Genomic DNA, 21,305 nt, shown 5'->3' with positions numbered 1-21,305 from the left:
CCTTTCAGGAATGGACGACATGACCAATAAGACAGCCGCACGGCTGAAAGCAGACGGCTGGACCATCCTGGAGACCACGGGCTTCATGCATCTGATCGGCCCTCTGTGGGAGCGCAAGGTCGACGGCCAACACGAATTCGCGCTGGCGACAGAAGACAAGCATCACAATCGACGCGGCATGGTCCAGGGCGGCGTGATGATGACGTTCGCGGACCGTACCTGCGGCATGACCGCCCGCTACGTCTCCGGCAAAGAGTTCATGGCAACGGTGCAGCTCGACACCCATTTCGTCGAAGCCGGCCAGATCGGCGATATCCTGATCTCCCGCCCGCGCGTGGTGCGCGCGACGCGCAGCCTGATCTTCATGAGCACGGAGGTCAGCGTGGACGGCCGTTGCGTGGTGATGGCCAATGGTGTGTTCAAGATTTTGAAGGGGCCGGGGTAGGGTCCACTGTCGTCCTGGCGAAAGCCAGGACCCATTACCCCAGGGAGACGTCGTGCCGCGAGCAGCTCACCGCGAATCTTCGTCAAATCTCCTCTCGGGGTAATGGGTCCTGGATCGGCGCTCCGCTTGTCCAGGTCGACGTTGACGAGCGACGTGCTCCCAAGCTCGTCATTGCGAGCGCAGCGAAGCAATCCAGAATCTTTCCGTATACGCATTTCTGGATTGCTTCGCTGCGCTCGCAATGACAGCACTGGGCCGCTATGCTGATGCCACAAGAAGCAGCAAGGACGCGCCCTATGCAATATCGCCAGCTCGGCCGCAGCGGCCTGAAAGTATCGCCGATCTGTCTGGGCACCATGATGTTCGGCGGGCCGACCGATGAGGCGGCATCGAAGCGGATCATCGCGAAGGCGCATGAGGCCGGGATCAATTTCATCGACACCGCGGATGCCTATTCGAAGGGCGCATCCGAAGAGGTCGTGGGACGCGCGATCGGCAACAACCGTCACGCCTGGGTGCTCGCCACCAAACTTGCGAACCCGATGGGCACCGATCCCAACCGTGTCGGCCTGTCGCGGCGCTGGGTATTGCAGGCAGCGGATGAGAGCCTCAAGCGGCTCGGCACCGATCACATCGACATCTATTATTTGCACAAGGAAGACCACACGACTCCGCTGGAGGAGACGGTGCGCGCGATGGGCGATCTGATCCGCGCCGGCAAGGTGCGCTATTTCGGCGTCTCCAACTACCGCGCCTGGCGTGTCGCCGAAATCTGCAACATCTGCGACCGGCTCGGCATCGACCGGCCCGCGGTGAGCCAGCCCTATTACAACGCCATGAACCGCATGCCCGAGGTCGAGCACTTTCCGGCCTGCTCCTATTACGGCCTCGGCATCGTGCCCTATAGCCCGCTGGCGCGCGGCGTGCTGACGGGCAAATACAAGCCCGACGCAGCTCCTGATAAGGAGTCGCGCGCAGGCCGTAACGACACCCGCATGATGCAGACCGAATGGCGGCCGGAATCGCTCCAGCTGGCGCAGGAGATCAAGACGCACGCCGAGAAGAAAGGCATCACCGCCGGCCAGTTCGCGGTCGCCTGGGTGCTGAACTCCGCCTTTGTCTCCTCGATCGTTGCCGGCCCGCGCACCGAGGAGCAATGGGACGGCTACACCGGCGCGCTCGACTATCGCTTCACTGCGGAGGACGAGGCGCTGATCGACAGACTGGTCGTGCCGGGTCATCCGTCGACGCCGGGCTACAACGACCCGGCCTATCCGATCGAAGGACGTCGCGCGCGAACGGCTTGAGACGGAGACAGGAATGGCCCTCGAAGATCGCTACGGCCTGCCGATCACCACCTCTTCGCCTGAGGCGGCATCCGCTTATCGCGAGGGCATCGACCTCATGCTCGCGGGCTGGACCGGCACGGCAGAGATGCTGGAGCGCGCGATTGCGGCCCATCCGGATTTTGCGCTGGCCCATATCGCCCGCGCCCGCCTGCATGGCTTCTATCAGCAAGGCGATCTGGCACGGCAGAAGGCGGCACTCGCGCGTGAGCTCGTGGCGACACGCGGCACGGAACGCGAGCGTTCGCATGTCGAGACGCTGGCGCTCGCAATCGAGGGCCGGCTGCCCGAGGCGATCGCGGCGACGATGAAGCACGTCGAGGCGTGGCCGCGCGATGCATTGGTGCTGTCGCTGCCGCTCGGCGCCTTCGGCCTGTTCGCGTTTTCCGGCATGGCCGATCACGACCGCGCGCGGCAAGAGCTGTGCGAGCGCGTCGCGCATCACTATGGCGAGGATTGGTGGTTCCTCACCATGTACGGCTGGGCAATGACCGAGAACGGCAATGTCGGTCGCGGCCGCGGCGTCACCGAGCGCGGCTTCGACCTGCGCCGGCAGAATGCCCATGCCGCGCACGCCGTGCTGCATGCGATGTTCGAGGACGGTTCGATCGAAGCGGCTGACCGGCTCGTCGACGACTGGATCCCCAGTTACGACCGCGCCGGCATCTTGCACGGCCACATCCGCTGGCATCAGGCGCTCGGCGCACTGGAGCATGGCGATGCCGCGCGGGCGCTCGCGATCTATGCCGATGTGCTGCAGCCGAAGGCGACACAGGCGCCGCCGCTGAATGCCGTCACCGACAGCGCGTCACTGCTCTGGCGCCTTTCGGCTTACGGCCACGCCGTGCCGAGAGCGCTCTGGGTCGAAGGCGATGCCACCGCGCAAAAGCTGTTTCCGAAATCGAGCCTGCCCTTCGCCGATATCCACATGGCGCTGTTCGCGGCAGCGACGCAAAATCGCGAGGCACTCGCCACACGTCTTGCCGCGATCGAGCAGCGGCTCGCCGATGGCAAGCTTCCGGCCGGTCCCGTGGTGCCCGCGGTCTGCCGCGCGCTGGCAGCCTTTGCGGACGAGGATTACGCGGCATGCGTGCAACTGCTCGCGCCGGTTCTCGGTGAGGTCGTGCGCGTCGGCGGCAGCCACGCCCAGCGCGAGTTGATCGAGGACACTTTTGTCGTTGCCCTCATGCGGGGCGGCGACCTGCGGCGCGCCCGCGCGCTGCTCGACGCGCGCCTGCACCGCCGTCCCTCCCTGCGCGATACGCGCTGGCGGGCGACGATGGGCTAGCTCCGCCACGAAAAAAACACCGGCCGGGCGGCAATTGCCGGTCGGGAATAGGTTGGGCGATATGGACGAATCGCCGTTGGGGGTGGCGCGGTGGTATTTCAGACGGATTCGGCAGAACAAACGGGATCGCAACCAATTTGCGGTTCGCTGGTTATCGGACGGAACTTTTCCGGGGTTCCCTGGCATGTGAGCCTTCCGATGCGCCTCTGCCGACCAGTCTTCACCGCCGCCCTCATGGCCTTGGCAAGCCCTTGTTTTGCCGAGTCTTCCTTGTCGATTCCCGTCAACAACCCTCAGGCCCCAAACTCTTACGTCGACCTGCTGGCGCTGATGTCCGGCCACTGCAAGACGCTGAAGGTCGCCGGGCGTACCTTCGCCTGCAAGACGGTCGCCTACGCCCATGGTGACAAGGGCCGGGTCAATTTCGCGGTCGCGGTCGACGATCCCGCCGATGACAATCACGTCGTGTCGTTCTCCGGCGAGAACGGCAAGCGCGCCGACGACAACTCCTACGAGCTGCCGATCGACCGCATGCTGCTCAATTCCAAGGACCGCCCCAAGGTCGACGGCCTGCCGGTGCCGGCCGAGCAGACCTCCACCGGCCTCTGCCGCCAGACCGGCAATTTCGCCGCCAAGAAGGTGACTGACGTCACCTGCTCTGCCACCGACAGCGAGGGCCGCAGCTACGAACTGCTGTTCGTTTCCGACGGCACGCCCGTGAGCGTGCGTCGTATCAGGCAGTCGGCGCCGTCGATCCAGGATCCGTTCAAGTAGCGACCCTTCTTCGCTCTGGAGGCGGGCGAGGCGAACTGCCGCCTGCGCGGCACAGCCGGATCAAATCCTTTCGTTGAAACTTCGGAACCGGCAGGTATGCTCGGATGCGTCCTCATTGAGGAGGCGCCCGTTGCAGACACAGGCAGGCACAGAGTCCAGCAATGCGGATGGTCATAGCGATCAAGCGGCTCCTGATCGTCTGCCTGTTCGCAACCCTGGCACATGATTGCCCTGCAGCCGACGGTCCGGGGCAGCGCTCGATCCTGGTGCTGGAAGACGCCGACTTTCGTTCGCCGTTCTATTCGGAGATTTTTTCCGGTATCCGCACCGCGGCGAAGGAAAATGGACAGATCCATACCGTGATCTACGGCGAAAGCCTGGATCTCGCCCGCTTCCCGGGACCGGACTACGAGGAGAGCCTGGTCGGTCATCTCAAGACCAAATACGCGCACCGGTCGATTGACGTCATCGTCTCGATCGGCGTCGCGTCGGCGAGATTCCTTCAGGGGCGCAAGCACGACATCTGGCCCGCCGCACCCGTGGTTTACGGCTTCGTGCCCGATCTGCCCGAGACGCGCGCACTGTTCCTGCCCGGCACGACCGCAATCTTTGCCAAGGTGTCTCCGGCGCAGATACTGACTGCGGCACGCGCGGCGTTCCCGACTTGACCGGCGTCGTTCTCGTTGGCGATGCATGGAAAAATCCGCTGATATATGGCCACTGGAAACAGGAATTCGCGGCCACGATGCCGGATCTCAAGATTATCGATCTGTCCGGCATGGTGCTGCGGGAGGTGCGCGAACGGGTCGGCTCCTTGCCCCCCGGCTCTGCAATTCTGACCTCGGCGATGTATTCCGACGGCGAAGGCACCCACTATTTGCCGGCCGCGGCGCTTGCGCGTGTCGCCGAGCGCGCGAACCGCCCGATCATCATCACCTCCGATACATTTCTCGGGCGGACGGGAGTTGGCGGCTTCCTGCTGCTGCCCGAAACCATCGGACAGGAAGCCGGCCAATTGGCAATGCGGATTCTCGGCGGCGAATCGCCGTCGAGCATCCCGCCCGTTGCCGGGGACAACGTGAAGCCGATCTTCGACTGGCGGCAGCTTAAGCTCTGGGATGTGGACGAAGCCCATCTGCCTCCGGGCAGCGAGGTGCGTTTCCGAGAACCGAGCTTCTGGGAGCAGTATTACTGGCGCGTCATGATCAGTGTCGGCGCGTTGCTGGTACAGACGACGATGATCGCCATCCTCCTGCGCGAGCGCAGACTGCGATTCCTAGCGGAGATCGAGGCACGCCAGCGCATGTCGGAGCTAGCCCACATGAATCGCCTTGCGACCGCGGGCGAGATGTCTGCCACGATCGCGCATGAGCTGAGCCAGCCGCTCGCCGCCATTCTGATCAATGCTGAGACCGCCGAGCAGGTGCTGCAGACACCGGCACCTGACCTCGGCGTGATCAAGGACATACTGGGTGACATTCGCCGAGACGATATGCGCGCCAACGAGATCGTCGTTCAGGTGCGCTCATTTCTGAAGAAGGCCCGCACAGAGCGGCGCGAACTCGAGCTCAACGCGACGGTCGGCGAGGTGTTTCGATTCCTTTCCGTACAGGCCCTGACCTACGACGTTGCGCTCGCGACGGATCGATCGCCCTCGGATATCCGCGTAACTGCCGACAAAGGGCAGCTCCAGCAGGCTATTCTGAATCTGGTCATGAATGCCATCGAAGCGGTGACCGATCTGCCGGAGGATCGGCGACGCATCGTCGGTCGAACCAGCCTTGCGAACAATCAGGCCATGATCTCGATCGCAGATGCCGGCGACGGCATCCGCACAGAAAAGATAACCGAAATCTTCAAGCCGTTTTTCACAACCAAGACGCAGGGGATGGGCATCGGCCTCTCGATCACGCGCACCATCATCGAGGCACATGGCGGGCGCATCTGGGCCGAGAACGTCCCGACAGGAGGCGCCGTCTTTCATATCAGCCTGCCACTGGCTGTGGCGCGATCGTGAGTCGGGGCCTTCTGCCGGAAGACGTCAGCCATCAGTCGGCGCCGTCGATCCAGGATCCGTTCGAGTAGCTCCACCCGTCACGTGAACGCCTTTTCCAGCGTCGCGAAAATCACCGCGAGCGATTTGTCGTGCCGCGTCACCGGCGGCACCGGGCGATCAATCTTCATCAGCTGATAGACCGCCATTTGGGCCGCGCGCACCGAATATTCGACGGTGAACACGACGTCATCGGGGATTTCGACGAACTGGCTGACGAAGGCGAGATTGACGGATTTCCTCGGCACCGGCAGCGGCCGGTCGGTCACGGTGCGCGGCATGAACATGCTGGTGATGTAGGGCATGCGGCAGGGAACGCAGATCGCATCCTCGAACACGCCAACGTCGAAATTCAGGTGACCGCAAAGCTCCTTCAGGAGGTCGGCGCCGCCGCAATCGGACATCGGCTTGGCCACGAAATTGCCGACGCGGTCGGGATGCAGCGCATAGCCCCAGAACACCTGCACGTTCTTCGGCTGTCCGGCGAAATGCGGCTGGTGATACAGCACCACCGACATCAGCCAGTTGGAATCCTTGAACGTGACGAGGCCGCCGGTGCCGGCCTTGTTGCCGGAGAACGCCTCCATCTTGTCGAAGAAGCGCGGATCGCGGCAGGTGACAGTGAATGACAGCCAATAGGATTCCGGGATCGACGCGTTGAACGCGGATGGCTTGCCGAATTCGGGACGTCCGTTCGCGATTTTCTCCCACAGCGCCCGACCCTGGCTGTCGGACCTGGTCAGGCGCGGAGCCGGCTCGGTCATCGAGCCCAGGCTCGAGGCGTCCGTCATCGAGCCGTTCTGAAAGAACACGAGGTCGCCGTCCTCGAGCCGGACATTGGCGGTGCGGCCGTCGCGGTCGAGGACGAGCTGGCGCACCCGCAGGCGTCCGTCCTCGCTCTCGATCGCCATGTCGGTGACGGCGGTGCCGCGCACGAATTGCACGCCCTGCCCCTTGAGCCAGCCGGCAAGCGGCCGCACGATCGCGTCATACTGGTTGTAGACGGTGCGCTTGACGCCGGCGAGAGTCTCGATGCGCGGGAATTCGTTCATAAAGCGATGCAGATAGCGCTTCAGCTCGACCGCGCTGTGCCAGGGCTGGAAGGCGAAAGTGGTCTGCCACATGTACCAGAAATTGGACTCGAAGAATTTGGGCGACAGCCAGTCGGTGATGCGGCTGTTTCCCAGCGTCTCCTCCGAGGCCTCCGTGAGCCGCAGCAGCTCGAGCCGGTCGCGCGCGGAAAATCCCATATGCGAGACGTCGAGCTTGAAGCGGTTGCGATCGACCAGGCGCGCCCGCGAATGCGCGGGGTTCTCGGTGTTGAACGCGACGGTTTCCTCGCGCACGCTGAGGCCGGGATGTTCGAGCGAGGGAATGCTCGATAGCAGGTCCCAGGTGCATTCGTAGTGATCGGTGGTGAGCATGCGCCCGCCGCGCAGCGAATAAGCGCCGTTCGCGAGCAGCGCGCCGTCGAGGCTGCCGCCGACCAGCGGCTGCGCCTCGTAGATCACGATGTCCCGCCCCGGCAGCTGCGCGTCACGAACGAGGAACGCCGCGCCCGCGAGCGATCCAATGCCGCCACCGATGAAATACGCCTTCATGTCCTGCCTCGATCTGCAATTTCGAATTTTCGCGGCGACATTGCATGGGGAGACACTGGCCTGAGTTGCGCTGGATCAAGCGCAACGCGCATGAGGATCACGTTGAGTTGAGCGATCGACTGATCAACCCCGGCAGCGCGACTCTCGTGTCCCGGACGCGCTGCAATGCTCTCGGCGTGCTGCGCAGAGCAGGGACCCAGAGCAGGGACCCCATGCCGCACAAGATCCCGCTGGAGACATGGGCCCCGGCTCTGCAGCGCACCGTCGAAGAGACGCTGCGCTGCGTCCGGGGCACGAGGCGTCGCGAAACGAGGGAAGATTGGCATTGCGTGTTGTCACTATCGCCTCGCATAGTCGGCGCAGTAAGCAAATCTGCAGGTAAGTCTGAAAGCCGCCCCTCATGTCCCTCGCCCTTCCCGCCCTCATCGTCGTCGACGTCCAGCATGCGTTCGACGAATGGGAGGCGGCGGGCAAGCAGCGCAACAATCCGGAGGCGGTGGCGCGTATTGCCGATCTCCTGACGGCCTTCCGAACGAGCGGCGCGCCGATCTTCCACATTCGTCATGAGGGCACCAAGCCGTCCTCCTCATTTCTGCCTGAGAGCTCCGGCTATGCCGTCAAGGACGAGGCGCGCGAGCGGCCGGGCGAGATCGTGATCGTCAAGCGCGTCAACAGCGCCTTCATCGGCACCGATCTGGAAAAGCGCCTGCGCGCCGGCAACATCGGCACGCTCGTCATCTGCGGCGCCACCACCAATCATTGCGTCGAGACGACGACGCGGATGGCCGGCAATCTCGGCTTCGACACACAGCTGGTGCGCGACGCGACCTGGACGTTCGAACGGGTCGGGCCGGATGGCGACAGGCATTCTGCCGAGGAGATCCATGCGATGACGCTGTCGAACCTGAACGGCGAATTCGCGCGCATCGTCACCACCGATGACGTGATTGCGTCATTCGCGGCAGAGTGATGGCAGAGCTGCGATCGACGCCCGTGATGCGACAATAAATCCCACGAGATGCACGCAGCCGCGCGAATCGGAGGCCCATGAAACTGCGTCGTTTCGACGCCCGCACTGGCCGGAACGCACCTGACGACCATGTGTTGTCACACGACATTCAACTGGAGTGATGACATGAAGTATCTCATTGTCGCGATAGCCGTCGGTGCTGCGGCGCTTGCCGGAGGATCGGCGGCGAACGCGGCCAATCATTCAAGCGCGAAACAGAACGCGCCAGCCGCCCAGTCAACCGATATCAGCGCGCAGCACAGGCACCACCATCACGGCCATCGCCATCACTGGCGTCCTCACCACCATCACGGATTTCATCGTCCGCACTACCGGAGCTACGGCTATTATCCTCGGCACCACGGATATTACGGCGGCGGACCGTACGGATATTACGGCGGCGGCGGTCCCAGCGTGACGTTCGGCTTCGGCGGCAGCCGCTGGTAAGACGAAAGGCAGCAACACGAAAGGCCCGCGAAATGCGGGCCTTTTTGCTCGTCAGCCTATCCCCGCAAGATCATCTCCGCCGCCTGCTGACCGCTCGCCAGCGCGGCCTCGACCGTGCCCATGTCGGCTCCGCGATAAAGCGCCTCGCCGGAGAACAGCACCGGTCCATCGCCGCGAGCTAGGATCGTTTGCGCCTCGCGTGTTCGCGGCGTCGCCCAGGAATAGGCGCCGCGCGCGTAGGGATCGTGCGCCCAGTTTGTCGCAGCGGCCGCAGTGAGCTCGCGCGCGAGGTCCTCGCGCGACAGGGCGAAGACAGCAGCAAGCGAATCGAGCCCCGCATCGATCAGCGCTTGCGGGTCGAGGTGCGCCAGCGCTGCCGTGCGCGGGCCGCCGAACCATCCGGTAAGCACGAGATGCCGGTCCGGGTATTGCGTCCACCACACCGGGATGAGCTGGTCGGACAAAAGGAAGCTCATGTCCGCGAGCTCTTCCTTGCGTTCGCGCCACCATGGCCGCCTGAAGCACAGCAGGATCTTGATCACGTTACCGAAGCCGATGTCGTCGGCCGCCGCCGCCTTGGCGCGCGCGCGGCCCGGCAGCCCGATCTCGCGCAGCAACGGCAACGGAACAGTGAGGATCACGCGATCACAGCCATGCACGTCGCCGCCGACACAGCGAACGGCGATCGCGCCGCCCTCCTCCTCGATCGCCGACACCACGCAGCCGAAGCGAAAAATCACGCCAAGCTTGCGGCACTGGGCCGTCAGGAAGTCGATCATGGCTCCATAGCCGCCCTGGACCCGCGCCTGGGGTGAGTGCCCGCCAGCCATCCATTCCTCGCGCAGCGCCAGCGTGGAGGCGCGCTCGGGGTCGGCCGCATCGTAGCCCTCGACCATTCGCTCGATCGAATGGCGCAGCCGCGCATGCTGATCCCCGGCAAAATGCCGGCGCAGGAATTCGGCGACTGTGAGGTCGTCGTTCAATTCCCGAACCACGGCGTGCAGCTCAGCCTCATGCGCATCGTGACGATCCTCGCGCATGATGTCAGCGCCATCAAAGCTCCACCGCTCGCCTTCGATCTCTTGAAGAACCATCCCGGCCTCACGCAGCAACGCGCGCGTGACCGGCGCCTCGCCGTGGACGAATTCGGCGCCGCCATCGGCGGGGTAGCCGAACTCCGAAGCAGGCAGCGGGTGGATGCGGCCGCCGCAGCGCTCGCGCGCCTCCAGGATCGTCACTGTCCTCCCGGCGCGCGCCAGCTCGCGCGCCGCCATCAGGCCGGCCGCGCCGGCACCGACGATGACGATATGCTCTGATGTTGCGGACATCTCGGTGCTGTTACTTGCCCACGGCCTGCGGATCGTTCCGGATCAGATAGCGCAGCAGCAGGACGCCGCCGCCGAGATCCCGCGTGCTCTCCAGCATCATCGCGGTCAGCGGTGCACGCCGATCCCCGTCAGCGTCCGTGGAATCGAACACGAAGGGCGCGCCCTTGGCGCCGTCGATCGCGGGACTGAGGATCAGGTTGAACTCGTCGATCAGACCGGCGCGCAGGAACGCGCCGTTGGCGACGCCACCGCCCTCCACCAGCAGGCGCTTCACGCCGAGCTCGCGGTTGAGAATGTCCACCGTCAGCGCGAGGTCGATCTCAGACTTGCCGGCAAAGATATAGGATACGCCCTCGCGGCGGAGCCCGGTGAGATGCGAATCGGAGACGCTCTCGGCCAGCACGACGACGATCTGATCGCCGCCGATATCGGAGCGGCCCCAGCCGATCTTGCCCTGCGCATCGAGCACGACGCCATAGGTTTTCGCGTCGCGTCGCGCGAACCAGTTTTCGCGCGGAAATTTCGCGTCTACCGTGGGATAAGGCTTGCCCTTGGCGAACTCCGAGCCGGTGACGCGGCCGATCACCCAGGCATCGCCGCCGAGCTCGTCATGGATCTTCTCGAACCAGTCCGTCCCTGCCCCCTGCGGGCGCCAGCGGCTCGGATGGGTGCGGCCGTCCAGACTCGAATGCATCAGACAGATGACGTAAGGCTTCATGCGCATCTCCAGGCCGCGCTCAGGCGGCCGGCTCACTGCCCTTCTCATCTCCCTTGGCGCGATCATTCACGATCACCGCGAGGGGATTGAGCTTTGGCGGCGCGACGAGTTTGAGCGTGTTGGTGTCGCGATGGTTGAACGGCGCGCCGCGCACGAACAACTCGGTCTGGATCAGATAGGTCCAACTGCCCTCGTCGTTGAAGGTGATGTCGCAGCGGTAAGCATCGGTGCGGAACGCTTGTTCCAGAAAATCAGTCGAGCAGATCCCGTAAGCGGTGTCGCCGCGCTTGGCGGTGACGGAGATCTCTTTGTCGTCCGGCCCGGCCTTGCCCGACGCCAGCAGCACCTGCCCGCGCGGGATCGCCAGCGTCTGCATGATCAGCCCGGTCTTGGGCTCCCACAACCAGTAGCCGACCTGGTCGTGGAAGGTGATGTCTTCCTCGGGCGTGTTGATGTGGATGTGATAGCGCAGCCCATAGAGCAGCTGCGGCCCGTTGGCCTGGGGATCGATCGGGTCCATCCGGATGCGCTCGATGAAGGTGCGCCGCTCCGGCCCCTCCGCCTTCGGATTGATGTCGATCCCCTTGTCGGCCTGCCAGACGCCGGCCAGACGGCGGAGCGGGCCGAGATTGGCAAGGCCGTCGGGCGAGACGTCCTCAGGTTCGGTGAAGATATCGGCGGGAAGGGGGAGCATGGGTGTCCTCGCGTCGTTGCGAGGCAGCAATAGCATGAGAGCGCGGGCGTGGCTCGTTCTCAAGCCTCACAATCGGGAATGGACATAGGCGCCACGCGCAGACGATCCGCGAAGCGGAGCCGAACCGACTTGGTTCGGCCCGGTCGCAAAGACGTCTAGTGGCGGTGGTCGCGGACGATGGACGTCGCGTTCAGGGTTGTCACGACGTTCGCCAATGCGGTCGCTGCGAGAGCCACGAGGATGTCGTTGCGCATGTCACGATCCATCATGATGCGGCTGCGTCCGGCTGACGGCCGCCGCAGCCGCGAGTGGTAGGTCGGTTGCGCTTTCGCCGTGCCGCTGAAGCCGCACAGCAGCAATCCAATCGAGAGGACCGCGACAGCAGGACGCGCAACGAAGCGTGACGACAACGTCATGACCATGTCCTCCCAGATGTGAGCAGGGCGATTGCATATGAAGAACGATATGGCTGGAAGCCCGCCTGCGGCCGGCGTTCATGACGGATGATGGGGCCCGCCGCCCCGGCAAGGCCTGGAACCAACCCGATCAGCGTTCGTTAAACTCTCGTCCGCGCCAGAACGATTGGCTGAAAGGATCATGTCCCACCCGCCGTATTCCGGCTGAGACCCCGTTTTGGTATCGATGACATCGCGGTCCCCCTCCTCGTCTCGTATCTGGCCCCTGTTCGCTCTCAACTTCTTCATGGCCGACATGCAATCGGGCATCGGCCCTTTCGTCGGCGTCTTCCTCCAGGAGCGCGGCTGGGCGACCGGGCTGATCGGCACCGCCATGACGATCGGCAATGTCGCGGGCATGCTGGTCACGACGCCGATCGGCGGCTTCATCGACGCCACCCGCAACAAGCGCATGTGGGTCGTCATTCCCGGCATCTGCGTAGTGCTCGCGTCCGCGATCATCCTGATCTCGCAGAATTTCTGGGCGGTGACGTTCTCGCAGGTCGCACAATCGCTGGCGAGCGCCGCGATCGTGCCGGCGGTAACCGGCATCACGCTCGGCATTGCCAAGCAGAAGGGCTTCAACGCGCTCAACGGCCGCAACCAGGCGTTCAACCATGCCGGCAACATGGTCGGCGCCGCGCTGTCGGGCTATCTCGGTTACAAGTTCGGCTATGTCTCGGTGTTCGTGCTCGCGGCAATATTCGGCGCCATCGCCATCGCCTGCGTGATGATGATCCCGGCCAAGACGATCGACGACCGCGCCGCGCGCGGCAGCAAGGAAGACGATCCCGATAGCGCGCCGGACGCGTTCACGATGCTGCTCAAGCACCGCGCGCTACTCGTGCTGGCACTGGCGCTCGCGCTATTCCATCTCGGCAATGCCGCCATCGTGCCGCTCTATGGCCTGGCGGCGGTCGCCGAAGGCCAGGCCAACGGACCGAGCTTCGTCGCGACCACCGTAGTGATCGCACAAGGCGTCATGGTCATCACGTCGCTGATCGCAATGAAGGCGGCGAGCAAGCGCAACTACTGGCCTATCATCCTCGTCTCCTTCATGTTCCTGCCCATCCGCGGCGTGCTCGCATTCTTCGTCACGGGATGGTGGGGCGTCGTACCGATGCAGGTGCTCGACGGCCTCGGTACGGGACTCCAGACGGTTGCCGTCCCCGGCATGGTCGCGCGCTCGCTCAACGGCACCGGCCGCATCAATCTCGGCCAGGGTGCCGTGATCACCGTGCAGGGCATCGGCGCGAGCCTCAGTCCCGCGCTTGGCGGCTGGATCGCGCAATGGATCGGCTACGGCCCGACCTTCCTGCTACTCGGCGGTTTTGGCCTCGCGTCCATGGCGCTGTGGTTCGCGTTCGGCGCCCACGTGAAGAAGTATTGAGGCTTCCTTCTCGCTCTCCCCGTTCTTGCGGGACAGCGAGAAGAGGAATGCATCAGGTCCCAAAATTCTTCTGGATCGCCTTGTCGAGCGTTTCGCCACCGACGAAGCGTTGGCGCAGCTCGCGCTTGAGCAGCTTGCCGCTCGGGTTCTTGGGCAGGGCATCGACGAAGATGACGCGCTTGGGCACCTTGAAATGCGCCATCTGGCCGGCGCAATGCTTGATGACCGTGTCCTCGTCGAGCTTCTCGCCGCTCTTGACCACGACGATCGCAGTCACCGCCTCGATCCAGCGCGGATCGGGCAGGCCTACCACAGCAACTTCCGACACTGCAGGGATGCGGTAGACCATCTCCTCGACCTCGCGGCTCGCGACGTTCTCGCCACCGGTCTTGATCATGTCCTTGACGCGATCGACCACAGTGATGTGACCCTCTTCATCGACGGTGGCGAGATCGCCGGAGTGAAACCAGCCGCCGGAGAACGCAGCCGCCGTCTTGACAGGATCGTTATAATAGCCGGAGAGCAGATGCGGCGAGCGGTGCACGATCTCGCCCACCTCTCCGACCTTCACATCCTCCATCGAAGTGTTGACCACGCGGGTCTCGACATTGAGCACCGGCTTGCCCGCCGAGCCGGCCTTGCGCAGCTGGTCCGCGGGTCCGAGCACAGTCGCGAGCGGCGCGATCTCGGTCTGGCCGTAGAAATTCCAGAACTTCACGCTGGGCAGGCGGCGCTGGAGCTCGAGCAGCACCTCCACCGGCATGATCGAGGCGCCGTAATAACCCTTCTGCAAGGTCGACAAATCCGTCTTGTCGAAATTGGGCGAGCGGAGCATCGCGATCCAGATCGTCGGCGGCGCGAAGAACGACGTGATCTTGTGCGTCTGGATCAATGACAGAATGTTGTCGGCCGCAGGCTTGCCCGTGATCACGCCGGAGGCGCCGAGATAGATTTGCGGTCCTAGGAACACGTCGAGCTGCGCGCAATGATAGAGCGGAAGCGCGTGCAGGAATTTGTCGTCCACGCTCATGCCGCCATCGATGATGCAGCTGACATACTGCCACATCACCGCTTCATGGGTCAGCATCGCGCCCTTGGGCAGCGACTCCGTGCCGCTGGTGTAGACGATCTGCGCGAGATCGCGGCTGTCGACCGACGACTCCAGGTACGAGCCATCGGCGCTGAGAAGATCGTCGAAGGTGGTGAGGCCCGCCGGCGCCGTGGCGGGATCCTCACCCGGCAGCCAGATCATCTTCTCGACCGCGCAATCCCTGGCGCTGGCCGCGCGCGCGGGCTCGACGAAATCAGGGCCGGCCGCGAGCAGCTTTGCGCCGGAGCTTTTCAGGATGAAATTGATCTCGTCCGGATTGAGCATGAAGTTGATCGGCACCAGCACCGCGCCGATCCGGGCCAATGCGAACCGGAGCGCCGCAAAGGCGTGCGAATTGCGCGAGAGCACGGCGAGGCGGTCACCCTTTTTCACGCCGAGGCCAAGCAGGCCGCGGCCCAGCCGATTGCAGATCGCGTCCATTTCGGCAAATGTCCAGCTTATATTGCCGCAGCTCACCGCGAGCTTGCCCGGATCGCGGCCCGCCGCGCGCCGCAGGATGTCGCCGATGGAATGCTCGCGGGCCTTCGAGATGGTGGCTGCGATGTCGCGGGTCATTTCCGTTCCCCTGAATTTTCTCTTTGCGTGAATTGCCAGCCTGAACCCAGTCAGGCCATGGCATTCACGCGCTTCTTGTCTTCGCAAAAGCGTAGTCGGGGCGACCGGCCACGTCAAATCAGCCAGCGAGCGCGGCGCCATTACGCAAGAGTTGAGCTCAGAGCTTGTGCCCTTTCTGGCGCAGCGCCTCGATGAGGCGCTGCTTCAACTCGTCGGCCGTCTTCTGGCTGACGTCTTGGCTGATCCGCGCGCTTGCCTGCGCCAGCGCATCCGACTTCTCCAGAAGCTTCTTCCCGGCCGGCTGGGCATAGAAAGTCTCGATCTGGCGCAGCTCATCGATGCTGAAGCTCTGGGCATAGAGAGCGGCGACCTGGTCGATCATCGAAGTGAGGGCTGGAGTGTAAATCTCGGAGCCGGGTGCCGTCACCGCGTCATAGTCGCGCTCGATTTCCGGCCTGTCCTGCGCGACCACGGGCCTCAGCTTGAGCAGGAGCTGCGGCAACAGCGCGCGATACTGATCCGCGATCTTCAAGGTGACCACGAGCTTGCGCGCCGCGCTCATCGCCTCCGGGGAGGGTGCTTGCGCCGATGCACCAGAGATCAGGAGCAGGAGGGCGCCGGCGATCGTCAACACAAGTCTGGGCATGAACCTCTCCGTTGGATCTCTCCGCGAATGCAGGCCGGCGATGGTCAGTGACCCGCGGGCGCCACGGCAGACCTGTCCGCAGGCGCGCTTTCCAGGACGGTGTCGGCCTCCTCGACCTCCGTTACCTTCACGAACAGGTTCGGCACCCGTTCGGCCCGGTCGAGCAGCCACGCGGCTGCGATCATGATGGCGATGCCGACGACGGAGACCGCGAGCTGCTCCCAGACGCCCCTGGTGTATTGCGTCAGGATCCAGTGCGCCGAGAACGAGAGGAAGACGCCGAGGCAGAAGATCGGCAGCGAATGCTGACCGCAGAGGATCACAGGACGCAGCCACGCCCTGTGCAGGGTCCGCCATTTGCGCGAGATGAGATGAGTCACCCAGATCGCCAGCGCCAGGAAATGCGTGAAGCGCAGCATGTCGAGGTCGGTCTTGTCGATCGGGTAGATCGCCTTGATCATCCACTTCGGGATCAGGGCTTCGAGCGCAGGGACGTGCCAGGTCATCACGATCAGGAGCGCGAAGGCGAGCCAGGCCGCGGCCAGCGCCATCGCCGCCTTTGACCACACCCATCTCGCGATCTTGTCGATCTGGCCGATGCCGCACCAGGCCGCGAACACGAACATCAGCTGCCAGCAGAACGGATTGAAGTACCAGGTCGTGCCGGGCGGATAGGAGGCGATGTTCCAGTTGAACCAGCGCGACAGCACGTAGAGCACCACGGAGCCGGCGAGCGTCAGGTTCGGCCGGCGCACCAGGCACCACACGATGAAAGGCGAGGCGAACACCAGCGTGATGTAGAGCGGCAGCACGTCGAGATTGACCGGCTTGTACTTCAGGAGGATCGCCTGCCCGATCAGCTCGTCCGGATGCGACAGGAAATTGAACACGTTGAACTCGTGCTCATACATCGGATTGTCGAAGCGGCGCGCGGTGCGGGCGATCTGCGCCGTGAACAGCAGGAACAGCATGATGTGGGCGACATACATCTCGATCGCGCGCCGCCACAGCCGCTTCAGCGCGGCGAGAAACCAGCCACCCGCGATGATCGGCCCGTAGATCCAGCCGACCAGATAACCGGAGATGAAGACGAAGAATTCGGCGGCGTCGCTGAAGCCGTAATTGCGCAAGGTCAGCCAGGCCACGACGTCGTGCGGGATGTGGTCGAGGAAGATCATCCACAGACCGATGCCGCGGAAGAGATCGAGCCGCAGGTCGCGGTCGACCGGCGCGAGCAGCGCTGACTGGTCCCGTGTGATCATGGCCCCGCCTCGTTCGGTGGGCGTCGCGCCGTCGCGGCGCCGAAAAATCGGATGCTAAAAAATTGAAATCAAAAGTCACCTGGCCGTGCGGCCAGGGCCGACGGTAGCCGACCTTGCTGCGCGTGCAAGGGCATAGTCATCGGAGCGGGCCGCACAAGGGTGCCGTCATTCGCGCTGCACCATGGGGGCCTCTTCAAAAAACGCCAAAAACAACCCCATGCACAGTAGCTAAGTCTTTGCAAAGCCTACTGGATTTATTCGACGCGTTGGGCAGATTTCGGCCGCGATAGCGGCCCGGCCGCCGCTGCCGTCAGCTTAGCTCGTCGCCCGTCGCCTGCATCTCGTTGAGCATCGCCGCGGCCTTGTGCTGCAGCGGCAGCGCGCCACTCTCGGCGGCGATCGCGATGGTCGCGCGCAAGGCCCCAAGGATGGCTGCCTTGGCCTCCGCATCCGACGGCGGCGTCACCACGGCCTCGCCGAACAGGGCCTCCGCCTCCAGGCCGGAGAACCCCTGTTGCCGCGCCGTGTTGCGCGCCTCGCGCAGCATGTTCTGCGCGGCCTGGACGTCGCCGAGACGGTGGGTGGCGAGCGCCAGGTAGATCGAGCTGCGCAGCACCGCCGAGGTATAGCCGACCGCCTTCGCCTCCTCACGCGCCTCCGTCAGCATGCCGCGCGCCCGGTCGAACAGCCCCTGCTCCAGATAGGCCATCCCGAGGTGGCAGGCGAGCACCGGCACGAACAACCGGATGCCGTGCTTCTGCGCCAGGACGAAACCCTCCTCGAGAATGGCCGCGGCCGCCGCCGGCTCGCCGCGGCCGAGCATCAGCCAGCCGCCGCTATAGGCAGCGGCGACACGGTCATAGGGGCGACCCGTTTCCTCCGCGATTGCGACGGCTTGCTGCTGGAGCTGCTCGGCGGCATCGAGCTCGCCCATCACGGTGTGGGTGATGCTGTTCATCATGCAGCAGAGCAGGAGCAAAGATCGTGGGGTCGTGCCGATCGGGGCACTTGCTGCCGGCCCCGAGAGATGGGCACGGGTGGTAACCAGCATCTTCTCGGCGCGATCGTAGCGGCCGGAAAGAAAATAGGCCTGCCCTAGACTGTATTGCGCGAGATTGCGCCAGGCGGGATTGCCCGAATTTTCCGCCAGATGCACCACATCTTCTCCGATCGCGACAGCTTCGACCGGCGTTCCATAGAAATTCTGGGCACCCGCTCTCATGGTCATGGCCGCGACCTTGCGTTCAATGTCGCCAATCACATCGGCTCGCCGTTCGGCCTCGCTCCCCAAATCCAGGGCTTCGGCGACACGCCCCGACCCGGCAAACGCCAACCGCGCCTCCATCCGCAGGTCAATGGCGTCCGTTTCGCGCGCGTGCGTCACTGGGGTCTTGTCGAGAGAACCCATCGCGATCTCGAAATAATCGACCGCTTCGGCAAAGGCCGAGCGCACCAGACATTTTCGAGCCGCGCTCCTGCCATGCTGAAAAGCCTTCCCCCAATCCTTCGCTCGGGCCGCGTGATAGCAGAGCGTATCCGGACCGTCGGTCCACGCCTCGTCGGTCTCGAGAGCCGCCAGAATGCTGGCATGGATGCTTTCCCGCACCTTCTCGACCATCGAATCGTAGGTCACCTGCCTGACCATCTCGTGCCGGAATTCGAGCGAATCCTCCAACTCACTGTCGATCCTGACGAGCAGCTCGGCCCGGTCGAGCGCGGTGAGGCAATCCTGCAGGACGTCTTCCGGCACGGCCGCTACTCTTCGCAGTGTGGCCTGGTCGGCCCGGGGTCCAAGCGCCGCGGCGATCTGGAGAAGCGACCGTTCCTGTCGTGACACACGATCCAGCCGCGCCGCGATCACACCCTGAATGCTGCTGGGGATGCCGAGTTCGTCCACAGGACGCGCAAGGGAAAGGTCGCCCCACTGGCCAAGAAGCATGCCGCTGTCCTTCAGACTGCGGCAGACCTCCTCGATGAACAGCGGAACGTTGGCCGTATGAGAGATGATCCGGTTCTTCAGGTCTTCGTTGGTCGTGGCGGGACCAAGCATGTCCGCGAGCATGGCCAAGCCTGAATCGTCATCGAGAGGCCGCATCGCCACGATTTCCGCGCGGCAGCTCGCGATCCAAACCGGCATCCCATTGGGCCGCGTCGTCAGCAGCACAAGCAGATCAGGGCATTGTAGCCCCGAAAGGGTCGCGACGACCGCATCGCTGGCCCGATCCATCCAGTGCAGGTCCTCAATCAAAAGGATCGTACGCTGACGACGGGCGACGCTCTCGACGATCGCACAGCTTGCGTCTGAAATCGCACGACCACGCGCGTGAGGCTCCAATTCATCCCATTGCGGATTGGAAACCGGCAAATCCAGGATCGCGTCGACGGCCCGCTGTTGCACCACCGGCAACGCGTCTCTCGGATCATCCGTCCTGGTCTGATCTCTCGCAGCTGTATCAAGGATCGAGAGCAACAGGCGCTTGAGCGCGCTGTACGGCGCACCCTGGAGATTCGGACTGCACTCGACATCGATCAGCCGCCAGCCGCCAGCCCGGAGATCCTGCGCGAATTCATGCGCAAGCCGAGACTTGCCAATGCCGGCGTCACCCATCAGCAGAACCGTCTGCCGGCCGGCAGCAACCCTATCCGCAGCGCGCCATAACAAGGCCCGCTCCGTCGTGCGGTCGACGAATCTGGAAACGCTCCGCGCACGTCGGACCCGCCAGCTCGACAGATCACTCGCACCCATGACCCGGTAGACAGGCAGGGGCTCGCCGAAACCACGGAGCGCCTTGCGGCCAAGGAATTCAAAGCGCACGTGTCCGTCCGCAAGCTCCTGGCAGGCTTCGGAGACGTAGATCTGGTTCGCCTCGGCTGCCGTCTCCAGCCGAGCCGCGAGGTGCTGGGCTGCGCCGCCGATCTCGTAGACCTTGGAAAATTCGCTCGCGACCATGTAGGCCACCACATGACCCGAGTGCAGGCCGACCCGGACTTGAAGTCCTGGATCGCCCAGACTGCCAACACGCCGGACCAGCTCGATGGCCGCGTGGCAGGCTAAGGGGGCGTGGTTGTCGTCGGCGATCGGGGCGCCGAAGACGGCGGCCAACCCGTCACCCAACTCCTTGCTAACGATGCCGCCGAACTGGCGCACCGCGCCTCTCATCGCCGCAAGAGCCGGTTCGAGGCGCGATACCGCCGCCTCCGGCTCCAGCTCGGCAACAAGACCCGTGGAGTCGACGACGTCGGCGCGCAGAATCGTCACAAAGCGTCGTTCGCTGTCGGGGTCGACCGGCTGGCGCACCGCCGCTCCGCATTTGGAGCACCAGCGGTCGCCCGGACCAATCGCCGACTGACACGCGAAGCAATGCATTCCAGCGCCTTCAACCACTGCCTCGGCAGCCTCACCCCAACCCCCGCGAGGCGTTCGACCCAACAATACCTATAGGAAAGTGCATGGCAATTGGGCTTGCGACATAGGCGACGTTACGGGATGGAGGCTCTCTGGACGAAATACATTCCTGAGTGGTAGCGTTGAGTGCGCACAACAAACAGCGTGATCGGCCGTAGCGTGACGCGTATTTTCGGCCACCGCACCAGAGATTTTGACAAACAGACATATGAAGGAAAGAGGCGATGGCCGGACTGGTATATAGCGGCAAGGCATTTCGAGACTTGATGAATGGCAATTACTATCCTTTGGCGAACATGAAGAAGAGCGTCGCGAAGCTCAAGGAGTCCGAGGACATCGACCTGCCGACCTTGGAATACGGCCAGTACCACCTGATTTTGAACCCGGCATCAAACTGGCCGCAGGGCAGCGCCAAGTACTGGCACAAGGAAAAGGGCCGGGCCCGCGTCGACCTCAGCACCCAGCCGAACACAGTCCCCCTGTCCAGAGATGAGCCGGGCGTCATTCCGCTGACACGATGCGATCTGCTCGATGCCTGCGTCCGGAAATGCTTCAATTCCGAGCCGCCGATTCCGATGAAGACGAAGATCATCACCCACGAGGCCAGCGACGCTTTCGCGCACCGGCACGAGATCCGGCTGGAGTGGGACTACAAGAAGGATTCGGACAAGCCGACGCTGCTCAATCTGACGATGGTCTGCCCGCACAGATCCTGAGCTTCGGACACATTCTGCTTCATTCAGAAGATCATCTCCGCCGGGCGCTACAAGCGTGCGG

19 protein-coding genes are annotated in these 21,305 nt (G+C 63.9%); 10 read left to right on the top strand and 9 right to left on the bottom strand.

Annotated features, from left to right (window positions below; translation table 11 throughout):
- Nucleotides 1-19: 19 nt before the first annotated feature.
- From GWG67_RS18830 to GWG67_RS18805, 6 genes are all read left to right on the top strand, one after another.
- Nucleotides 20-445 carry a PaaI family thioesterase gene (locus tag GWG67_RS18830; RefSeq protein ID WP_275170853.1) on the top strand — a complete coding sequence of 142 codons (426 nt, stop codon included), beginning with the start codon at nt 20-22 and terminating at the stop codon, nt 443-445.
- 296 nt (nt 446-741) lie between these two features.
- Nucleotides 742-1,752 carry an aldo/keto reductase gene (locus tag GWG67_RS18825; RefSeq protein ID WP_275170852.1) on the top strand — a complete coding sequence of 337 codons (1,011 nt, stop codon included), beginning with the start codon at nt 742-744 and terminating at the stop codon, nt 1,750-1,752.
- A 13-nt stretch (nt 1,753-1,765) separates the two neighbouring features.
- Nucleotides 1,766-3,079 (top strand): tetratricopeptide repeat protein, encoded by a 1,314-nt coding sequence (locus tag GWG67_RS18820; protein WP_275170851.1) that lies wholly within the window; start codon nt 1,766-1,768, stop codon nt 3,077-3,079.
- A gap of 198 nt (nt 3,080-3,277) precedes the next feature.
- Nucleotides 3,278-3,853, top strand: coding sequence for a hypothetical protein (locus GWG67_RS18815; RefSeq protein WP_275170850.1), 576 nt, complete (start codon nt 3,278-3,280; stop codon nt 3,851-3,853).
- Between the two features lie 161 nt (nt 3,854-4,014).
- A complete protein-coding gene (locus GWG67_RS18810; RefSeq protein ID WP_275170849.1) occupies nt 4,015-4,521 on the top strand; it encodes a hypothetical protein in 507 nt (168 codons plus the stop codon).
- Nucleotides 4,518-5,870, top strand: coding sequence for a HAMP domain-containing sensor histidine kinase (locus GWG67_RS18805; protein ID WP_275170848.1), 1,353 nt, complete (start codon nt 4,518-4,520; stop codon nt 5,868-5,870). The genes GWG67_RS18810 and GWG67_RS18805 overlap by 4 nt, the downstream gene beginning before the upstream one ends.
- 77 nt (nt 5,871-5,947) lie before the next feature.
- On the opposite strand, the gene GWG67_RS18800 is transcribed toward GWG67_RS18805, so the two are convergent.
- Nucleotides 5,948-7,507: an oleate hydratase gene (locus GWG67_RS18800; RefSeq protein WP_275170847.1), complete on the bottom strand. Its 1,560-nt coding sequence runs from the start codon at nt 7,505-7,507 to the stop codon at nt 5,948-5,950.
- 400 nt (nt 7,508-7,907) lie between these two features.
- On the opposite strand from GWG67_RS18800, the gene GWG67_RS18795 reads away from it, so the two are divergent.
- Both GWG67_RS18795 and GWG67_RS18790 read left to right on the top strand, forming a co-directional pair.
- Nucleotides 7,908-8,477 (top strand): cysteine hydrolase family protein, encoded by a 570-nt coding sequence (locus GWG67_RS18795; RefSeq protein WP_275170846.1) that lies wholly within the window; start codon nt 7,908-7,910, stop codon nt 8,475-8,477.
- Nucleotides 8,478-8,642: 165 nt separating this feature from the next.
- The gene (locus GWG67_RS18790; RefSeq protein WP_275170845.1) at nt 8,643-8,963 is read left to right on the top strand and encodes a hypothetical protein; all 321 of its coding nucleotides are present in this window, start codon (nt 8,643-8,645) and stop codon (nt 8,961-8,963) included.
- A gap of 56 nt (nt 8,964-9,019) precedes the next feature.
- Here GWG67_RS18790 and GWG67_RS18785 read toward each other — a convergent pair whose 3' ends face one another.
- From GWG67_RS18785 to GWG67_RS18770, 4 genes are all read right to left on the bottom strand, one after another.
- Nucleotides 9,020-10,291 (bottom strand): NAD(P)/FAD-dependent oxidoreductase, encoded by a 1,272-nt coding sequence (locus GWG67_RS18785; protein ID WP_275170844.1) that lies wholly within the window; start codon nt 10,289-10,291, stop codon nt 9,020-9,022.
- A gap of 10 nt (nt 10,292-10,301) precedes the next feature.
- Complete coding sequence (locus tag GWG67_RS18780) at nt 10,302-11,009, bottom strand: dihydrofolate reductase family protein (RefSeq protein ID WP_275170843.1); 708 nt, start codon at nt 11,007-11,009, stop codon at nt 10,302-10,304.
- 19 nt (nt 11,010-11,028) lie between these two features.
- A complete protein-coding gene (locus tag GWG67_RS18775) occupies nt 11,029-11,703 on the bottom strand; it encodes an FABP family protein (protein ID WP_275170842.1) in 675 nt (224 codons plus the stop codon).
- Nucleotides 11,704-11,858: 155 nt separating this feature from the next.
- Nucleotides 11,859-12,119: a hypothetical protein gene (locus GWG67_RS18770; protein WP_275170841.1), complete on the bottom strand. Its 261-nt coding sequence runs from the start codon at nt 12,117-12,119 to the stop codon at nt 11,859-11,861.
- Between the two features lie 226 nt (nt 12,120-12,345).
- Between GWG67_RS18770 and GWG67_RS18765 the strand changes: the two genes are divergently transcribed.
- The gene (locus GWG67_RS18765) at nt 12,346-13,548 is read left to right on the top strand and encodes an MFS transporter (protein ID WP_275170840.1); all 1,203 of its coding nucleotides are present in this window, start codon (nt 12,346-12,348) and stop codon (nt 13,546-13,548) included.
- A 52-nt stretch (nt 13,549-13,600) separates the two neighbouring features.
- Here the strand turns inward: GWG67_RS18765 and GWG67_RS18760 are convergent, their stop codons facing one another.
- The 4 genes from GWG67_RS18760 to GWG67_RS18745 all read right to left on the bottom strand — a co-directional run bounded on the left by GWG67_RS18760 (nt 13,601) and on the right by GWG67_RS18745 (nt 20,489).
- Complete coding sequence (locus GWG67_RS18760; RefSeq protein ID WP_275170839.1) at nt 13,601-15,214, bottom strand: acyl-CoA synthetase; 1,614 nt, start codon at nt 15,212-15,214, stop codon at nt 13,601-13,603.
- 157 nt (nt 15,215-15,371) lie between these two features.
- Complete coding sequence (locus GWG67_RS18755; RefSeq protein WP_275170838.1) at nt 15,372-15,860, bottom strand: DUF2059 domain-containing protein; 489 nt, start codon at nt 15,858-15,860, stop codon at nt 15,372-15,374.
- Nucleotides 15,861-15,904: 44 nt separating this feature from the next.
- Nucleotides 15,905-17,122, bottom strand: a complete 1,218-nt coding sequence (locus GWG67_RS18750) for an OpgC domain-containing protein (protein WP_275170837.1) — start codon at nt 17,120-17,122, stop codon at nt 15,905-15,907.
- 310 nt (nt 17,123-17,432) lie between these two features.
- Nucleotides 17,433-20,489 (bottom strand): adenylate/guanylate cyclase domain-containing protein, encoded by a 3,057-nt coding sequence (locus tag GWG67_RS18745; protein ID WP_275170836.1) that lies wholly within the window; start codon nt 20,487-20,489, stop codon nt 17,433-17,435.
- A gap of 263 nt (nt 20,490-20,752) precedes the next feature.
- Between GWG67_RS18745 and GWG67_RS18740 the strand changes: the two genes are divergently transcribed.
- Nucleotides 20,753-21,244: a hypothetical protein gene (locus GWG67_RS18740; protein ID WP_275170835.1), complete on the top strand. Its 492-nt coding sequence runs from the start codon at nt 20,753-20,755 to the stop codon at nt 21,242-21,244.
- Nucleotides 21,245-21,305 lie beyond the last annotated feature (61 nt).

It is taken from the genome of Bradyrhizobium sp. CSS354, from assembly GCF_029051725.1.
In the GTDB taxonomy this organism is placed as follows: Bacteria; Pseudomonadota; Alphaproteobacteria; order Rhizobiales; family Xanthobacteraceae; genus Bradyrhizobium.
The sequence above is the reverse complement of the archived record's forward strand: the minus strand, read 5'-3'. Positions and strand labels throughout refer to the sequence as shown.

Coding starts and splice junctions, on each gene's coding strand:
- GWG67_RS18830 (WP_275170853.1), top strand. CDS start 20: ATGACCAATAAGACAGCCGCACGGCTGAAAGCAGACGGCTGGACCATC.
- GWG67_RS18825 (WP_275170852.1), top strand. CDS start 742: ATGCAATATCGCCAGCTCGGCCGCAGCGGCCTGAAAGTATCGCCGATC.
- GWG67_RS18820 (WP_275170851.1), top strand. CDS start 1,766: ATGGCCCTCGAAGATCGCTACGGCCTGCCGATCACCACCTCTTCGCCT.
- GWG67_RS18815 (WP_275170850.1), top strand. CDS start 3,278: ATGCGCCTCTGCCGACCAGTCTTCACCGCCGCCCTCATGGCCTTGGCA.
- GWG67_RS18810 (WP_275170849.1), top strand. CDS start 4,015: ATGCGGATGGTCATAGCGATCAAGCGGCTCCTGATCGTCTGCCTGTTC.
- GWG67_RS18800 (WP_275170847.1), bottom strand. CDS start 7,507: ATGAAGGCGTATTTCATCGGTGGCGGCATTGGATCGCTCGCGGGCGCG.
- GWG67_RS18795 (WP_275170846.1), top strand. CDS start 7,908: ATGTCCCTCGCCCTTCCCGCCCTCATCGTCGTCGACGTCCAGCATGCG.
- GWG67_RS18790 (WP_275170845.1), top strand. CDS start 8,643: ATGAAGTATCTCATTGTCGCGATAGCCGTCGGTGCTGCGGCGCTTGCC.
- GWG67_RS18785 (WP_275170844.1), bottom strand. CDS start 10,291: ATGTCCGCAACATCAGAGCATATCGTCATCGTCGGTGCCGGCGCGGCC.
- GWG67_RS18780 (WP_275170843.1), bottom strand. CDS start 11,009: ATGAAGCCTTACGTCATCTGTCTGATGCATTCGAGTCTGGACGGCCGC.
- GWG67_RS18775 (WP_275170842.1), bottom strand. CDS start 11,703: ATGCTCCCCCTTCCCGCCGATATCTTCACCGAACCTGAGGACGTCTCG.
- GWG67_RS18770 (WP_275170841.1), bottom strand. CDS start 12,119: ATGACGTTGTCGTCACGCTTCGTTGCGCGTCCTGCTGTCGCGGTCCTC.
- GWG67_RS18765 (WP_275170840.1), top strand. CDS start 12,346: ATGACATCGCGGTCCCCCTCCTCGTCTCGTATCTGGCCCCTGTTCGCT.
- GWG67_RS18760 (WP_275170839.1), bottom strand. CDS start 15,214: ATGACCCGCGACATCGCAGCCACCATCTCGAAGGCCCGCGAGCATTCC.
- GWG67_RS18755 (WP_275170838.1), bottom strand. CDS start 15,860: ATGCCCAGACTTGTGTTGACGATCGCCGGCGCCCTCCTGCTCCTGATC.
- GWG67_RS18750 (WP_275170837.1), bottom strand. CDS start 17,122: ATGATCACACGGGACCAGTCAGCGCTGCTCGCGCCGGTCGACCGCGAC.
- GWG67_RS18745 (WP_275170836.1), bottom strand. CDS start 20,489: ATGCATTGCTTCGCGTGTCAGTCGGCGATTGGTCCGGGCGACCGCTGG.
- GWG67_RS18740 (WP_275170835.1), top strand. CDS start 20,753: ATGGCCGGACTGGTATATAGCGGCAAGGCATTTCGAGACTTGATGAAT.